General features: G+C 62.8%; 18 protein-coding genes. 2 read left to right on the forward strand and 16 right to left on the reverse strand.

The window, feature by feature from the left end; all coding sequences use genetic code 11:
- Position 1 precedes the first annotated feature (1 nt).
- Positions 2 to 862: an ABC transporter ATP-binding protein gene (locus tag GR167_RS04245; protein WP_160972191.1), complete on the reverse strand. Its 861-nt coding sequence runs from the start codon at positions 860 to 862 to the stop codon at positions 2 to 4.
- A 55-nt stretch (positions 863 to 917) separates the two neighbouring features.
- Entirely contained in the window at positions 918 to 1,226 is a 309-nt protein-coding gene (locus tag GR167_RS20105; protein ID WP_212769871.1) for a hypothetical protein, read from the reverse strand.
- Between GR167_RS20105 and GR167_RS04250 the strand changes: the two genes are divergently transcribed.
- Together GR167_RS04250 and GR167_RS04255 are read left to right on the forward strand one after the other, a co-directional pair.
- On the forward strand, positions 1,164 to 1,793 hold the full coding sequence (locus GR167_RS04250; protein ID WP_160972192.1) for a TetR/AcrR family transcriptional regulator: 630 nt from the start codon (positions 1,164 to 1,166) through the stop codon (positions 1,791 to 1,793). The two genes, GR167_RS20105 and GR167_RS04250, sit on opposite strands and share 63 nt — an antisense overlap.
- Positions 1,794 to 1,912: 119 nt before the next feature.
- Entirely contained in the window at positions 1,913 to 2,296 is a 384-nt protein-coding gene (locus tag GR167_RS04255) for a carboxymuconolactone decarboxylase family protein (RefSeq protein ID WP_160972193.1), read from the forward strand.
- Here GR167_RS04255 and GR167_RS04260 read toward each other — a convergent pair.
- The 14 genes from GR167_RS04260 to GR167_RS04325 all read right to left on the reverse strand — a co-directional run bounded on the left by GR167_RS04260 (position 2,293) and on the right by GR167_RS04325 (position 14,574).
- Positions 2,293 to 3,009, reverse strand: a complete 717-nt coding sequence (locus tag GR167_RS04260; protein WP_160972194.1) for an LrgB family protein — start codon at positions 3,007 to 3,009, stop codon at positions 2,293 to 2,295. The genes GR167_RS04255 and GR167_RS04260 overlap by 4 nt on opposite strands.
- Complete coding sequence (locus GR167_RS04265) at positions 3,002 to 3,355, reverse strand: CidA/LrgA family protein (RefSeq protein ID WP_160972195.1); 354 nt, start codon at positions 3,353 to 3,355, stop codon at positions 3,002 to 3,004. The genes GR167_RS04260 and GR167_RS04265 overlap by 8 nt, the downstream gene beginning before the upstream one ends.
- A gap of 162 nt (positions 3,356 to 3,517) precedes the next feature.
- Positions 3,518 to 4,957, reverse strand: a complete 1,440-nt coding sequence (nuoN, locus tag GR167_RS04270) for an NADH-quinone oxidoreductase subunit NuoN (RefSeq protein ID WP_160972196.1) — start codon at positions 4,955 to 4,957, stop codon at positions 3,518 to 3,520.
- 15 nt (positions 4,958 to 4,972) lie between these two features.
- Positions 4,973 to 6,520 (reverse strand): NADH-quinone oxidoreductase subunit M, encoded by a 1,548-nt coding sequence (locus tag GR167_RS04275; protein WP_160972197.1) that lies wholly within the window; start codon positions 6,518 to 6,520, stop codon positions 4,973 to 4,975.
- Positions 6,520 to 8,658: an NADH-quinone oxidoreductase subunit L gene (gene nuoL, locus GR167_RS04280; RefSeq protein WP_160972198.1), complete on the reverse strand. Its 2,139-nt coding sequence runs from the start codon at positions 8,656 to 8,658 to the stop codon at positions 6,520 to 6,522. The genes GR167_RS04275 and nuoL overlap by 1 nt, the downstream gene beginning before the upstream one ends.
- A 5-nt stretch (positions 8,659 to 8,663) precedes the next feature.
- Positions 8,664 to 8,969 (reverse strand): NADH-quinone oxidoreductase subunit NuoK, encoded by a 306-nt coding sequence (gene nuoK, locus GR167_RS04285; protein ID WP_160972199.1) that lies wholly within the window; start codon positions 8,967 to 8,969, stop codon positions 8,664 to 8,666.
- A 52-nt stretch (positions 8,970 to 9,021) separates the two neighbouring features.
- Positions 9,022 to 9,165: a hypothetical protein gene (locus GR167_RS04290; protein ID WP_160972200.1), complete on the reverse strand. Its 144-nt coding sequence runs from the start codon at positions 9,163 to 9,165 to the stop codon at positions 9,022 to 9,024.
- Positions 9,166 to 9,199: 34 nt separating this feature from the next.
- Positions 9,200 to 9,808: an NADH-quinone oxidoreductase subunit J gene (locus tag GR167_RS04295; protein ID WP_160972201.1), complete on the reverse strand. Its 609-nt coding sequence runs from the start codon at positions 9,806 to 9,808 to the stop codon at positions 9,200 to 9,202.
- Positions 9,805 to 10,212, reverse strand: coding sequence for a carboxymuconolactone decarboxylase family protein (locus tag GR167_RS04300; RefSeq protein WP_160972202.1), 408 nt, complete (start codon positions 10,210 to 10,212; stop codon positions 9,805 to 9,807). The genes GR167_RS04295 and GR167_RS04300 overlap by 4 nt, the downstream gene beginning before the upstream one ends.
- Positions 10,209 to 10,703: an NADH-quinone oxidoreductase subunit NuoI gene (nuoI, locus tag GR167_RS04305; RefSeq protein WP_160972203.1), complete on the reverse strand. Its 495-nt coding sequence runs from the start codon at positions 10,701 to 10,703 to the stop codon at positions 10,209 to 10,211. The genes GR167_RS04300 and nuoI overlap by 4 nt, the downstream gene beginning before the upstream one ends.
- 1 nt (position 10,704) lies before the next feature.
- A complete protein-coding gene (gene nuoH, locus GR167_RS04310) occupies positions 10,705 to 11,745 on the reverse strand; it encodes an NADH-quinone oxidoreductase subunit NuoH (RefSeq protein ID WP_160972204.1) in 1,041 nt (346 codons plus the stop codon).
- A gap of 7 nt (positions 11,746 to 11,752) precedes the next feature.
- Positions 11,753 to 12,109, reverse strand: coding sequence for a YNQ4 family lipoprotein (locus GR167_RS04315; protein ID WP_235915837.1), 357 nt, complete (start codon positions 12,107 to 12,109; stop codon positions 11,753 to 11,755).
- Positions 12,110 to 12,144: 35 nt separating this feature from the next.
- Positions 12,145 to 14,157 carry an NADH-quinone oxidoreductase subunit NuoG gene (nuoG, locus tag GR167_RS04320; protein WP_160972206.1) on the reverse strand — a complete coding sequence of 671 codons (2,013 nt, stop codon included), beginning with the start codon at positions 14,155 to 14,157 and terminating at the stop codon, positions 12,145 to 12,147.
- 6 nt (positions 14,158 to 14,163) lie between these two features.
- Positions 14,164 to 14,574 (reverse strand): DUF5333 domain-containing protein, encoded by a 411-nt coding sequence (locus GR167_RS04325; protein WP_160972207.1) that lies wholly within the window; start codon positions 14,572 to 14,574, stop codon positions 14,164 to 14,166.
- Positions 14,575 to 14,653: the final 79 nt, after the last annotated feature.

Genomic DNA, 14,653 nt, shown 5'->3' on the forward strand with positions numbered 1-14,653 from the left:
CTCAGAGCTGCGCGAAATCATTTTCAGTAGGGGTGTCGCCCATGTCGGCGACGTCGGAATACACGCCCATCAGGCGCGAATGTTCTTTCTGGAAAGCCTCGTTACCGCCGTTACGTTCCTCTTCGGTCAGCGCGATCATGGTGTCTTCGGCGATGCGGCCGGGATTGGCGTCAAGCACCAGCACGCGGTCGGCCATGCGCACCGCCTCGCCCACGTCATGGGTCACGATGACCAGGGTCAGGCCCAGGTCCTTGGCGATCTTGCGCACGTCCTTTTGCAGGGCTCGGCGGGTGAAGGCGTCGAGCGCCGAGAACGGTTCGTCCAGCAGCAGCAGTTCCGGGCTCGGCGCCAGCGACCGCGCCAGCGCCACGCGCTGCTGCTGGCCGCCGGACAGTTCCTGCGCGTTGCGGTCGGCGAAATTGGCCAGGTCGACCAGCCCAAGAACTTCGGGCACGCGCTTGGCGATCTCGTCGCCGCGGCGGGTGAAACGCAGGCCGAGCGCCGCGTTCTGCGCCACCGTCATCCACGGATACAGCGACGGCGCCTGGAACATCATCACCCATTTCGGCGACGGGTCCCGCACGGTGTTGCCGTTGATCGCGACCTCGCCCTGGCTCGGCAGGGTCAGCCCCGACAGCATGTGCAACAGGGTGGACTTGCCGCAGCCCGACCGGCCCAGCAACGCCATGACTTCACCCGGGCGAACCTCGAAATTGATATCGTCGAGAACCGGACCGTCTGCTTTGCGGTAGGCGTGGCTCAGCCCCATGACTGCGATATGCGCACCGCGCGGAGCGATCTTATGGGCCTCTGCCTGGGCCTTCGTATCGGCGGTCGTCGCGATGGCGGCTCGAGAAGTCATGTCAGTAATCCACTCCTAAATAAGACGGACAGTTCTGTCTACATTTGGGAGAAAATCACCGTCCCCCGTCAAGCGGGGCATCGGAAAAAATCCCGATGTTCTTTCTCTGCCCATTTTTTAAACGTATTTTTGTTGAATAAAATCGCATTTTAATCGCTTTTCTGCTGCGCAGCACCAGAATCGGGACTTCGAGTGCAGTAAAGCAACAGGAATCGAGTGCGCGAACCGATCTGTCTACTTCTCTTGCTTTCGATGGCACCACCTGTAATAGTAGCTCAGCCATTTCATTGGATATCGATTCATGCACAGCACTCTCGAACAAACCTGTCCTATCCCCGAAACCGGCAGCTGGAGCCTGTCTCATGGTGAACCCCGCGCAGCGCGCGATCGCATTCTCGCGGCCGCCTCGGGGCTTTTTTGTCGCCACGGTTTCGCGGCAACGGGCATAGATACGGTGATCGAGAAGGCGGGAACGGCGAAGGCGACGCTTTATAAGCACTTCGCCTCCAAGCAGGATCTGATCGACGCGGTGCTGGAAGCGGAAGGCGCCGCCTGGCGCAACTGGTTCTTCGGCCGGTTGGCCGAGGTTCGCGGCCCCGCGGATCAACGGATGCTGGCGGTGTTCGACGTGCTGCAGGAATGGTTTTCCGACCCGGGCTTCTATGGCTGCCCCTTCATCAATGCGGTGGCCGAATTCGAAACCGGCGACAATTCCGTGCGCGCCGCCGCCGAGAGGCACAAATCGCACCTGATCACCTGGCTGACCGCTCAGGCGATCGAACTGAAACTGCCCGACGCCAAGGAAACCGCCCGCTCTTTCGCGGTGTTGATCGACGGCGCCATCGTGGCGGCGCAGCACGCCCGCGATGCCAGCTTCGCCCAGACCGCCCGCGCCATGGCCGAAATCCACCTGAATAACGTCCGCCCCTGATCCGCGCACGAATCACACTTTCCGCCTTCGACAGCGCGCCCTCGCGCCTGTAACGTTCCGGCACGGCAATCCCGACCCGCGATTGCCCCTGAAACGGCGACCATCGGAAAGGCAAGACCATGTCCCTATTTGACGAAGATCTGTTCCTGAAAGGGCTGGAGCAGCGCAAATCCACCCTCGGCGCGGAGTATGTCGAGAAATCCCTCGATGCCGCCGACGATTTTTCCCGCCCGTTTCAGGAAGCGATGACCGCCTGGTGCTGGGGTTTCGGCTGGGGCGACGACGTGATCGACGCCAAGACCCGGTCTATGATGAACCTCGCCATGATCGGGGCCCTGGGCAAGATGCATGAATGGGAACTGCACCTGCGCGGCGCGATCAACAACGGCGTCAGCAAGGAAGAGATTCGCGCCATCATCCATGTCATCGCGATCTATTGCGGCGTACCGCAGGGGGTGGAATGTTTCCGCTCCGCCCGCAAGGTGCTGGAGCCCGAAGGTTAAAGCACCAAGGCCACGATCAGCGGCGCGATCAGGCTGGTCAGGATCGCGTTCAGCGCCATGCCGATCCCGGCGAAGGTCCCGGCCAGTTCGTTGACCTGGAACGCCCGCGCGGTGCCGATGCCATGCGCCGCCACCCCCACCGCGAAGCCCCGCGCACGCCAGTCGGTGATCCCCATCGCGTTCATCAGCGGCGTCACGGTGATGGCGCCGATGATACCGGTCAGGATCACCAGAACGGCGGTCAAGGTCGGCAGACCGCCAAGCGCCTCGGAAATGCCAAGGGCGACGGGCGCTGTGGTGGATTTCGGGCTCAGCGACACGATCACCTGATCGGACAGGCCGAACGCCTTGGCCAGCCACACCGCCGACAGCGCCGCGACAACCGATCCGACCACCAGCGCGGCCAGGATCGGCCCTGCCGTCCGCGCCACCGTGCGCAGGTTGGCATGAAGCGGCACCGCCAGCGCCACCGTCGCCGGGCCCAGCAGGAAATGGATGAACTGCGCGCCTTCGAAATAGGTCTCGTACGGCGTGCCCGACAGCCACAGGATCGGCGCGATGATGAGGACGGAAAACAGCACCGGGTTGGCCAGCGCCCGCCGCCCCAGCCGCAGCGCGACCGCTTCGGCTCCGACATAGACCACGATGGTGCAGGTCAGCCAAAGCAGCGGCTCGGTGGACAGGTAGCTCCAGATTCGCGCGACGTCAGTCATGGCCGCCTCCGCTCAGGCGGTTGACGGCGAGGAAGGTCAGCACGCTGGCGATCATCGCGATCACCGTACTGACCACCAGCACCACCGCGATCGGGAACCAGTTGCGCGACAGCAGGTCCAGATTGCCGACGACGCCAACGCCTGCGGGCACGAACAGCAGCGACAGATGCGCCAGGATGCCCCGCGCGGTGCCGCCTATGGCCTCGGCCAGCGCCGGTCGCAGCATCAGAAGGATCAGCAGCAGGACGAAGCCCAGCACCGGCCCCGGCACCGGCAGCCCGAGGCCGCGCGCGGCCACTTCGCCCGCCAATTGGCAGGACAGGATGACGGCGATGGCGTTGATCATGCTTTCTGCTCCCCCTCTGCGACCCGCAGGCCCTTGAAATGTCACGATAGCCAGATGGATATTGCGAGGCGAGGGTTTTGTCTGTCGCCCCCCTGCCCCGCGCGCAAAAGAAAACGGCGCGCCCTGAAGGCACGCCGTTCCCGGATCAGTATGCGTTGCGGATCAGTTGACCAGCGTCGCCGCCGCAGCTTCGGCAATGCCTTCGATACCGAACATGTTGATGATGCCCAGCACCATCACCGCCGCCGAGGCCATCAGGAAGCCCCACAGGACCGGCGAACGGGTCTTGTCCAGCGGCTCGGATTCGGTGCCGAAATACATGTAGTAGACGATGCGCAGGTAGTAGAAGGCGCCGATCACCGAAGCGATCACGCCCAGCACCGCCAGCCATGCCAGACCGGCGTCATAGGCGGCCTTGACCACGTAGAACTTCCCGAAGAAGCCCAGCATCGGCGGCACACCGGCAAGCGAGAACAGCAGCACCAGCATCGCCAGCGCCTTGCCCGGCTCGGATTTGGAATACATGTTCAGCGCGTTGATGTCGGTCACCGGCGCGCCATCCTTTTCCAGCGACAGGATGAAGGCGAAGGTGCCGATGTTCATGGTGACATAGATCACCATGTAGATCAGCAGGGCTTGCACGCCGAAGGCGGTCCCGGCGGCCAGACCCATCAGCGCGTAGCCCATATGGGCAATCGAGGAATATGCCATCAGCCGCTTGAGGTCGCGCTGGCCGATCGCCGCCACGGCGCCGACGAACATCGACAGCAGCGACAGCAGCGCGATCACCTGGCTCCAGTCGGCGGTCACACCGCCGAAGGCGTCGTGCAGCACCCGCGCAAACAGGCCCATTGCGGCCATTTTCGGCGCGCTGGCGAAGAAAGCGGTGACCGGGGTGGGCGAACCTTCGTAGACGTCCGGCGTCCACATGTGGAACGGAACGGCGGAGACCTTGAAGGCCAGGCCCGAGATCATGAAGACCAGACCGAACAGCAGGCCGAGCGAGGCGTGACCGTCCGAGGCCGCCTCGATGATGCCCGAAAACAGCGTGGTGCCGGCATAGCCGTAAACCAGCGAGGCGCCGTAGAGCAGCAGGCCCGAGGACAGCGCACCCAGCACGAAGTATTTCAGGCCCGCTTCGGTCGATTTCACGCTGTCGCGGCGGATCGCGGCGACCACGTAAAGCGCCAGCGATTGCAGTTCCAGCCCCATGTACAGCGACATCAGATCGCCTGCGGACACCATCATCATCATGCCGACCGAAGCCAGCGACACCAGCACCGGGTATTCGAACCGCAGCATGTTGCGGCGCGACATGTAATCCTGGCTCATCACCAGAACGGCGGCAGCGGACAGCAGGATCGTCACCTTGGCGAAGCGCGCAAACGCATCGTCATGGAACATGCCGCCAAAGGCCACATGCGTCCCCTGCCCGCTCAGCCCGATCAGCGCGGCCAGCAGAACCATCACCACGGCGGTGACCCAGGTCAGCAGACCGGCCAGCTTGTCCTTGCCGGTATAGACAGCGGCAAGCAGGCCCAGCATCGCGTAAACCGCAAGCAGGATTTCGGGAAGGATAATGTTCAGATCGGCCTGGATCATCTCTCAGGGCTCCCGTTAGTGCGATGCGGCGACTTGGGTCGCGCCGGGCGCGTCCGCAAGGGCCATGTCATAGTGATGGATCAGCGCCTCGACCGAGGGGCCGGTGATATCGGTGACCAGCGACGGGTAGATACCCAAGAGCAGGGTCATGACAACCAGCGGCGCAAAGATGCCCTTTTCACGCGGGCTCATGTCCTGGATCGTCTTCAGGCTTTCCTTGATCAGGTCGCCGAACACCACCCGGCGGTACAGCCAGAGCGCATAGGACGCCGACAGGATCACGCCGGAGGTCGCCACCAGGGCCACCCAGGTATTGACCTGGAACACGCCCATTAGGGTCAGGAATTCACCGATGAAGCCAGAGGTGCCCGGCAGGCCGACATTGGCCATGGTGAAGAACATGAAGATCAGCGCATAGGCCGGCATCCGGTTCACCAGACCGCCATAGGCGTCGATGTCGCGGGTATGCATCCGGTCATAGATCACGCCGACACACAGGAACAGCGCGCCGGAAACGAAGCCGTGGCTCAGCATCTGGAAGATCGCGCCGTCGACACCTTGCTGGTTGGCGGCGAAGATGCCCAGGGTCACGTAGCCCATATGGGCGACGGAGGAGTAGGCGATCAGCTTCTTCATGTCCTCCTGCACCAGCGCGACGAGCGAGGTGTAGACGATGGCAATGGCCGACATCCAAAACACCAGCGGCGTCAGAACGTCCGATCCCACCGGGAACATCGGCAGCGAAAAGCGCAGGAAGCCGTAGCCGCCCATCTTCAGCATGATCGCGGCCAGCACGACCGACCCGGCGGTCGGCGCCTGCACGTGCGCGTCGGGCAGCCAGGTATGGACCGGCCACATCGGCATCTTCACCGCGAAGGAGGCGAAGAAGGCCAGGAACAACAGCGTCTGCATGCCGCCCACCACGTGGATGCCCAGCAGGCTGAAGCTTTCCGACCCGAACTGGTGGTTCAGCAGCGTCGGGATGTCGGTGGTGCCGGCATCGTTATACATCGCCACCATCGCCACCAGCATCAGCACCGAGCCGAGGAAGGTGTAGAGGAAGAACTTGAACGAGGCATAGATCCGGTTCTTGCCGCCCCAGATGCCGATGATCAGGAACATCGGGATCAGGCCTGCTTCGAAGAACAGGTAGAACAGCACCAGGTCCAGCGCCATGAACACGCCCAGCATCAGCGTTTCCAGCAGCAGGAAGGCGATCATGTATTCCTTGACCCGCTTTTCCACGCCCCAGCTGGCCCAGATGGTCAGCGGCATCATGAAGGTGGTCAGCATCACGAACAGAACCGAAATGCCGTCCACGCCCATCTTGTATTTAAAGCCCAGCAGCCATTCGCGTTCCTCGACATACTGGAACCCGGTGTTGGCCGGATCGAATTCCGCCAGGATGAACAGCGACACCAGGAAGGTGACCACCGTGGCGATCATCGCCAGCCATTTGGCGTTGCGTTGCGCGGCCGCATCTTCGCCGCGCAGGAAGATGGCGAGGATCGCCGCCGCCAGCGCGGGAATGAAGGTGACCAGAGAGAGCAGACTGTCGTTCATTAGTGCGCTCCTCCGCTGAGCGTCATCCAGGTGATCAGGACCACGATGCCGATCACCATGGCAAAGGCGTAAGTGAAGATGTAACCGGACTGCGCCCGGCCCGCGAGGCGGGTGAAGAAGGGAATGATCCCCATCGCCACGCCGTTGATGGTGCCGTCGATGACGTTGCCGTCACCGCGTTTCCAGAAGAAGCGACCGATCGCACGGGCGGGCTGGACGAAGATGAAGTCGTAGATTTCGTCGAAATACCACTTGTTCAGCAGGAAGCGGTACAGCACCGGGTTGGCCTCGGCGATCCGCGCCGGCATCGCCGGGTTCCAGATATAGAACCAAAGCGCGACCACGAAACCCAGCACCATCGCTATGAACGGGCTCAGCTTGACCCAGGTCGGCGCGTGGTGTGCGTCGTTCATCACCTGGTTGTCGGGATGCATGAAGATCGCACCCTGCGGTGCCATGGCGTGATCCGCCGCGGCGTGCTCCTCCGCCCCTGCCGGGGCAGCCTCGCCATGGCCGGTGTCGGCGGCGGCGTGGGTATCGGCTGCGGCGTGGGTGTCGGTCGCGGCGGCTTCGCCATGGCCTTCGGCCGCGGCTTCATGATGGACCGGGATGCCGAAGAAGGCGTTGACCTTGTTATGGTCGCCGAAGAACGACCCGTACCACAGCATGCCCGAGAACACCGCGCCAAGCGCCAGCACGCCCAGCGGCACCAGCATGACCTTGGGGCTTTCATGTGCATGTTCATGGGTGTGCTTGTTGCCGCGTGCCTCGCCGTAGAAGGTCAGGAACATCAGCCGCCAGCTGTAGAAGCTGGTGAACAGCGCCGCGATGACCAGCATCCAGAAGGCATAGCCGCCATTGGTGCCAGCCCAGGCGCTTTCGATGATCGCATCCTTCGACACGAAACCGGCAAAGCCGATCCAGCCGGTCAGCGGGATGCCGACACCAGTGATCGCCAGGGTGCCGATCATCATCGCCCAGAAGGTATAGGGCAGTTTCTTGCGCAGATTGCCGTAGTTCCGCATGTCCTGTTCGTGGTGCATGCCGTGGATCACCGAACCGGCGCCCAGGAACAGCATCGCCTTGAAGAAGGCGTGGGTCAGCAGGTGGAACATCGCCACCGAATAGACACCGACGCCAGCGGCCACGAACATGTAGCCGAGCTGCGAACAGGTCGAATAGGCGATGACGCGCTTGATGTCGTTCTGCACCAGCCCCACCGTGGCGGCGAAGAACGCCGTGGTGGCACCGAGGAAGGTGATGAAGGCGGTCGCTTCGGGCGCGTATTCCATCAGCGGCGACATCCGGCAGACCAGGAACACACCGGCGGTCACCATGGTTGCGGCGTGGATCAGCGCCGACACCGGGGTCGGGCCTTCCATCGCGTCGGGCAGCCAGGTGTGAAGAAGCAGCTGCGCCGATTTACCCATCGCGCCGATGAACAGCAGGAAGGCCAGCAGGTTCGCCGCGTTCCATTCGGTCCACAGGAAGCTCAGCTGGGTTTCCGCCAGTTGCGGCGCGCTGGCGAACACATCGTCGAAGCGGATGGAGTCGGTCAGGAAGAACAGACCCAGGATCCCCAGCAGGAAGCCGAAATCGCCGACCCGGTTGACCACGAAGGCCTTGATCGCGGCGGCGTTGGCCGAGGGTTTCTTGTAGTAGAAGCCGATCAGCAGGTAGGACGCGACGCCCACGCCTTCCCAGCCGAAGAACATCTGCACCAGGTTGTCGGCGGTCACCAGCATCAGCATGGCGAAGGTGAAGAAGGACAGGTAGGCGAAGAAGCGCGCCTTGTAGCTTTCGCCTTCTTTCCAGTTCTCGTCATGCGCCATGTAGCCGAAGCTGTAGAGGTGCACCAGCGCCGACACCGTGGTCACCACGATCAGCATGATCGAGGTCAGCCGGTCGAGCCGGATCGACCATTCCGCCGACAGCGAACCGGACTGGACATAGTCGAGGATATGGATGTGCTTCACCACCGCCGGGTCATGGGTCAGGAACACCACCCATGACAGCAGGCAGGCCAGGAACAGCAGACCCGTGGTCAGGTATTGCGCGCCCTTTTCGGAAATCACGCGCCAGCCGAAACCGGCGATCAGGGACCCGACGAGCGGAGCAAAGAGAATGATCGTTTCCATCGGGGTCAGCCTTTCATCACGTTGACGTCTTCGACGTCGATGGTGCCGCGGTTACGGAAGAAGCAGACCAGGATCGCAAGGCCGATGGCGGCCTCGGCGGCGGCCACGGTCAGCACGAACAGGGTAAAGACCTGCCCGACCAGATCGCCGAGGAAGCTGGAGAAGGCGACGAGGTTGATATTCACCGCCAGCAGCATCAGTTCGATCGACATCAAGAGGATGATGACGTTCTTCCGGTTCAGGAAGAGACCGAAAATGCCGATGACGAACAGCGCGCCGGCCACCGTCAGGTAATGTTCAAGTCCTATCATGTCTGTCCCTCCGGGCCCTGGCCCGTCTCTTCTTTGAGGCGCGCGGCCCCGTTTATTCAGTTTCCCCCTGGCGACGTCCCCGCCACCAGCGCAGCGCGACCCAGCCGAGCCCCGCCTTCACAATCCAGATCGCGGCGATCCCCGCCGCTCCGACCGCCCCGATGGCCGCCTTGGCCTGGACGATCAGATCAATCATGCCGCAGCCCCTTGGGCTTCGGCGAGGGAGGGGCTCAAAGCCCCTGCCCCGGTTTCACGTCCTTCAGCTCCATCGCCTTGGCCGGATCGCGCCACATCTGGGCCAGCACGTTCTGGCGCTTGACGTCCTTGCGGTGGCGCAGGGTCAGCACGATCGCACCGATCATCGCGACCAGCAGGATCAGGCCCGCCAGCTGGAACAGCAGGAAGTATTTGTCGTACAGCAGCATGCCGAGGGCGGCGGTGTTCTCCACCCCTTCGGGCGTCACCGCGGCGCGGGCATCCTGGGCGTGTTCGGCGTAATCCCACACGCCGTAGGCCAGGCCGAACTGCATCAGCAGTACAACACCGATCAGCAGCGCCAGTGGCATGTATTTCGCCATTTCCGCCTTCAGCTCGGCGAAATCGACGTCGAGCATCATCACCACGAAGAGGAACAGCACCGCGACCGCCCCCACATAGACGATGACCAGAAGCATCGCGACGAATTCCGCCCCGAGCAGAACGAACAGCCCCGCCGAGGACAGGAAGGCCAGGATCAGCCACAGCACCGAATGCACCGGGTTTCGGCTGATCACGGTGAACAGCCCCCCGGCGATGGCGCAGATCGCGAACAGATAGAATGCCAGCGCTGCAATCGTCATGTTTCTTTATCCTCTTTGTCGTCCATGACCTCACGGGCCAGTTCCATGCCCTTGGTCATGGCGGGAATGCCGGCAAACATCGACATCTGCGCGATGGTTTCGGCGATTTCATCCTTGGTGGCCCCGGCTTCGAGTGCGTGGCGCACCGTCATCCGGAACCCGGTTTCGTTCTGCGCGCCCTGCATGGTCAGCCCTGCAAGCGTCAGCAACAGCCGCGTCTTGGCGTCCAGCCCGTCCTTGCTAATGCCCTTGCCGAAGGCCATTTCCATCATGTCCTTGGGCATGGTGGGCCACAGCGCCTCGAACCCTTTCGGAGAAAAGGATTCCAGCGCCGGGTTGATGGCTTTCGCCATCGCCTGGGCCTGCTGCATCATCAGCTCGAAAGGGTTGGTGGGGTCGCTCATCTGTAGGGCGCGTCCAGTTCCAGGTTGCGGGCAATCTCGGCTTCCCAGCGTTCGCCGTTCTCCAGCAGCTTTGCCTTGTCGTAGAACAGTTCTTCGCGGGTTTCCGTGGCGAATTCGAAATTCGGACCTTCAACGATCGCATCCACCGGGCAGGCTTCCTGGCAGAAGCCGCAATAGATGCACTTGGTCATGTCGATGTCGTAACGCGTGGTACGGCGGCTGCCGTCGTCGCGCGGTTCGGCGTCGATGGTGATCGCCTGCGCCGGGCAGATCGCTTCGCACAGCTTACAGGCGATGCAGCGCTCTTCCCCGTTGGGATAGCGGCGCAGCGCGTGTTCGCCGCGGAAACGCGGGCTAAGCGGGCCCTTTTCATGCGGGTAGTTCAGCGTCGCCTTGGGGGCGAAGAAGTATTTCAGCCCCAGCCTGAACCCTTTCACGAAATCCGCGAGCAGGAAGTATTTGGCCGCGCGGCCGTAATCGATCTGAGTCATATCAGCCCCCAATCGCCCAGCGGGCATAGGCACCGCCGAAGGCTTCGAATTTTGCAAGGAAGGCCACGATCACCACCCAGCCCAGCGACAGCGGCAGGAACACTTTCCAACCGATCCGCATCAGCTGATCGTAGCGGTAACGCGGGGTGATCGCCTTGACCATCGAGAAGATGAAGAAGACGAACAGCATCTTGCCCACCATCCACAGGATGCCGTCGGGCAGGCCCGGGATCGGCGACAGCCAGCCACCGAAGAACAGCAGCGAGGTCAGCGCGCACATCAGCACCACGGCCACCAGTTCGCCGATCATGAACAGCAGGAACGGGGTCGAGCTGTATTCGACCTGATACCCGGCAACCAGTTCGCTTTCCGCTTCCGGCAGGTCGAACGGCGGACGGTTGGTTTCGGCCAGCGCCGAGATGAAGAACAGGAACAGCATCGGGAAATGCGGCACCCAGTACCAGCTGAACAGGCCATAGCTGCCGTCCTGCGCCCGCACGATGTCACCGAAGTTCATCGAGCCCGAGGAAATGATCACGCCGACGATGATCAGGCCGATCGACACCTCGTAGGAAATCATCTGCGCGGCAGAGCGCAGCGACCCCAGGAACGGGTATTTCGAGTTCGAGGCCCAGCCGCCCATGATCACGCCGTAAACTTCCAGCGAGGAGACGGCGAAGACATACAGGATCGCGACGTTGATATCCGACAGCACCCAGCCGTCGTTGAACGGGATCACCGCCCAGGCGATCAGCGCCATAACAAGGCTGATCATCGGCGCCAGCAGGAACACCGCCTTGTCGGCCCCGGCGGGGAACACGACCTCTTTGACGATGTATTTCAGGAAGTCCGCGAAGCTCTGCAGCAGGCCGAAGACGCCCACCACGTTGGGCCCGCGGCGCATCTGCACGGCGGCCCAGATTTTCCGGTCGGCATACATCAGGAAGGCCAGCGCCACCAGAAGCGGAATGACGATCAGGAAGACCTGCCCGATGATCACCAGCGCCATGCCTAGATATGTGTTCGCAAAGAAGTCTGCCATTTGGTCCTCACACCATCGGTATTCCGTTTTCCGCGCAATGCGCGGCGACGACTTCGGCGTCGATCGTCCGCGATCCACGGGGCAGCGCGGGCGAGATGGTATAAACCGCATCCGCCCGCCACAGGCCGCCTTGTTCATCGACATTCGTGCGCAGGTGGCGCGCGAAGCCATATCCCCGGATCAGCGTGTATTGCGCTGCCGCGCATTCCGCATAATCCGCCACATCCTCACCCGAACGGGCGCCGGTCATTTCCACGAAGAAATTGACCAGATCGCCGTCCAGCAGCCGCGTTTCCACACCCCGGTATTCGGGACGGAATGCCATTTCCTCCGGCTGCGCCTCGACGCAACCGGCGATCGGCATCGCCGCCAGAAGGGATATGAAAGCGGCGTTCCGCATTATTCGGCCGCCACCGGCGTTTCGCGCCGTGCTTTGGCATTGGCGGACAGTTCCGCCATCAGCGCGCTGGCCCGTGCGATCGGGTTGGTCAGGTAGAAATCGGCAATCGCCTCGTTGAAAGCGGCCGGTTTCAGCTTGGCCACTTCCAGCGGTTGCCATTCGTTTTCCACCACCTGGTCGATCTGGGTCAGATGCGGCACCTCGGCGACCAACGCCTGACGCAGCTGGGCCAGGTTGTCATAGGCCAGCGGCGCACCCAGCTCGGCGCTCAGCGCCCGCAGGATCGCCCAGTTTTCCTTCGCCTCGCCCGGCGCGAAACCGGCACGCAGCGCCAGCTGCGGGCGGCCTTCGGTGTTGACGAAAAGACCGTTTTCTTCGGTGTAGGCCGCGCCCGGCAGGATCACGTCGGCGCGGTGCGCGCCGCGATCGCCATGGCTGCCCTGGTAGATCACGAAGGGACCTTCGGCGATGTCGATCTCGTCGGCGCCGAGGTTGTAGACCACCTCTGCCCCGTCCAGCGCCTGGGTCATGCCGCCTTCGGTCACGGCCCCCAGATCCATCGCGCCGACGCGGCTGGCCGCCGTGTGCAGCACCATCATCTTGCCGCCCAGTTTCTGGGTCAGTTCCATCGCGCGGCCCAGCACGGCAGCGCCGTCGCCTTCGGTGATGGCGCCCTGGCCGACGATGACGATGGCGCCCTCGGTTGCCTTGGCGCTGTCGGCCAGGTCGTTCAGCGGCTTGCGGCCGGGGCCGTGCCATTCGAAATCATAGGTCAGATCCATGCCCTCGGTGCCAATGACATGCACGTTGGCGCCCTTGGTCCAGGCCTTGCGGATACGGGCGTTCAGCACCGGCGCCTCGACGCGCGGGTTCGACCCGATCAGATAGATTTCCTTGGCCGTATCGATATCCTCGATCGCCGCGGTGCCGACATAGGCCGACCGGTTGCCGGCGGGCAGGACCGCGCCGTTGGTACGGCATTCGATCTTGCCGCCCAGGCCCTCGGTGATCTGCTTGAGCGCGAACACGGCCTCGACCGGGGCCAGATCGCCGACCAGCGAGGCCACCTTCTTGCCCTTCATCGCGGCGGCGGCAGTGGCAAGCGCCTCGCCCCAGCTTGCTTTGCGCAGCTTGCCGTTTTCACGGATGTAAGGCGTGTCCAGACGCTGGCGGCGCAGACCGTCCCAGATGAAACGGGTCTTGTCGGAAATCCATTCCTCGTTCACGCCGTCATGGTTGCGCGGCAGGATGCGCATGACTTCGCGGCCCTTGGTATCGACCCGGATGTTCGAACCAAGCGCATCCATCACGTCGATGGTTTCGGTCTTGGTCAGTTCCCACGGACGGGCGGTGAAGGCGTAGGGTTTCGACACCAGAGCGCCCACCGGGCACAGGTCGATGACGTTGCCCTGCAGGTTGCTGTCGAGCGTTTCACCCAGGTAGGAGGTGATTTCGCTGTCCTCGCCGCGGCCGGTCTGGCCCATCTGGGTGATGCCCGCCACCTCGGTGGTGAAGCGCACGCAGCGGGTGCAGGAAATGCAGCGGGTCATGTGGGTTTCGACCAGCGGGCCGAGGTTCAGGTCGTCCGCCGCCCGCTTGGGTTCGCGGTAGCGCGAGAAATCGACGCCATAGGCCATCGCCTGGTCCTGCAGGTCGCATTCGCCGCCCTGGTCGCAGATCGGGCAATCCAGCGGGTGGTTGATCAGCAGGAATTCCATCACGCCTTCGCGCGCCTTTTTCACCATCGGCGAATTGGTCTTCACCACCGGCGGCTGGCCTTCCGGCCCCGGGCGCAGGTCGCGCACCTGCATCGCGCAGGACGCTGCGGGCTTCGGCGGGCCGCCGACCACTTCGACAAGACACATCCGGCAGTTGCCGGCAATCGACAGGCGTTCGTGATAACAGAAGCGCGGGATTTCCACCCCCACCTGTTCACAGGCCTGGATCAGGGTCATTGCCCCATCGACTTCGATCTCCTGGTCATCGATGACGATCTTGCGTAGGTCGGACATCTGGCCTCACTTTGCTTTCAACAGGACACCGATCTGGCTGCTGTTGGCAATCTCGGCATGGCCGAGGGTGCACAGGTCGCCAATATCGGCGGGGTCTAGCCCCTTGGATTTCATGTAGGCTTCGCCGCGTTCGCGCATGCGGGCCTTTTCGTCTTTGCTTTTGACATATGCGGTGATTTCCTCTTCGCTGTAGCCCATCGCCTTGGCGCGGTCCTTCAGCCGATTGAGGAACAAGAGCCCGCGCAGGGTGCGCGGCTTGATATCATCGCATTTGTCGCTGATCTCGATGGCCATCGCCACCCACAGCATGTTGTCGTCAATTTCCGGAACGTCGCGCAGCGCCGCCTTGGCGCTGACCGGATAGGCCAAGGCCAGCGAAAGGGCGGCGGCGGTGGTCAGGGTCGAAATCATACGCATGTCACATCTCCTTGCTTCACAGCGTTTCGCTGTGAAGAGATGCGGATGCCGCGCGCTGTTATGCAATAACAGCCCGTGC

The sequence above is a fragment of the Thalassovita mangrovi genome (genome assembly GCF_009857745.1).
GTDB lineage: Bacteria > Pseudomonadota > Alphaproteobacteria > Rhodobacterales > Rhodobacteraceae > Thalassobius > Thalassobius mangrovi.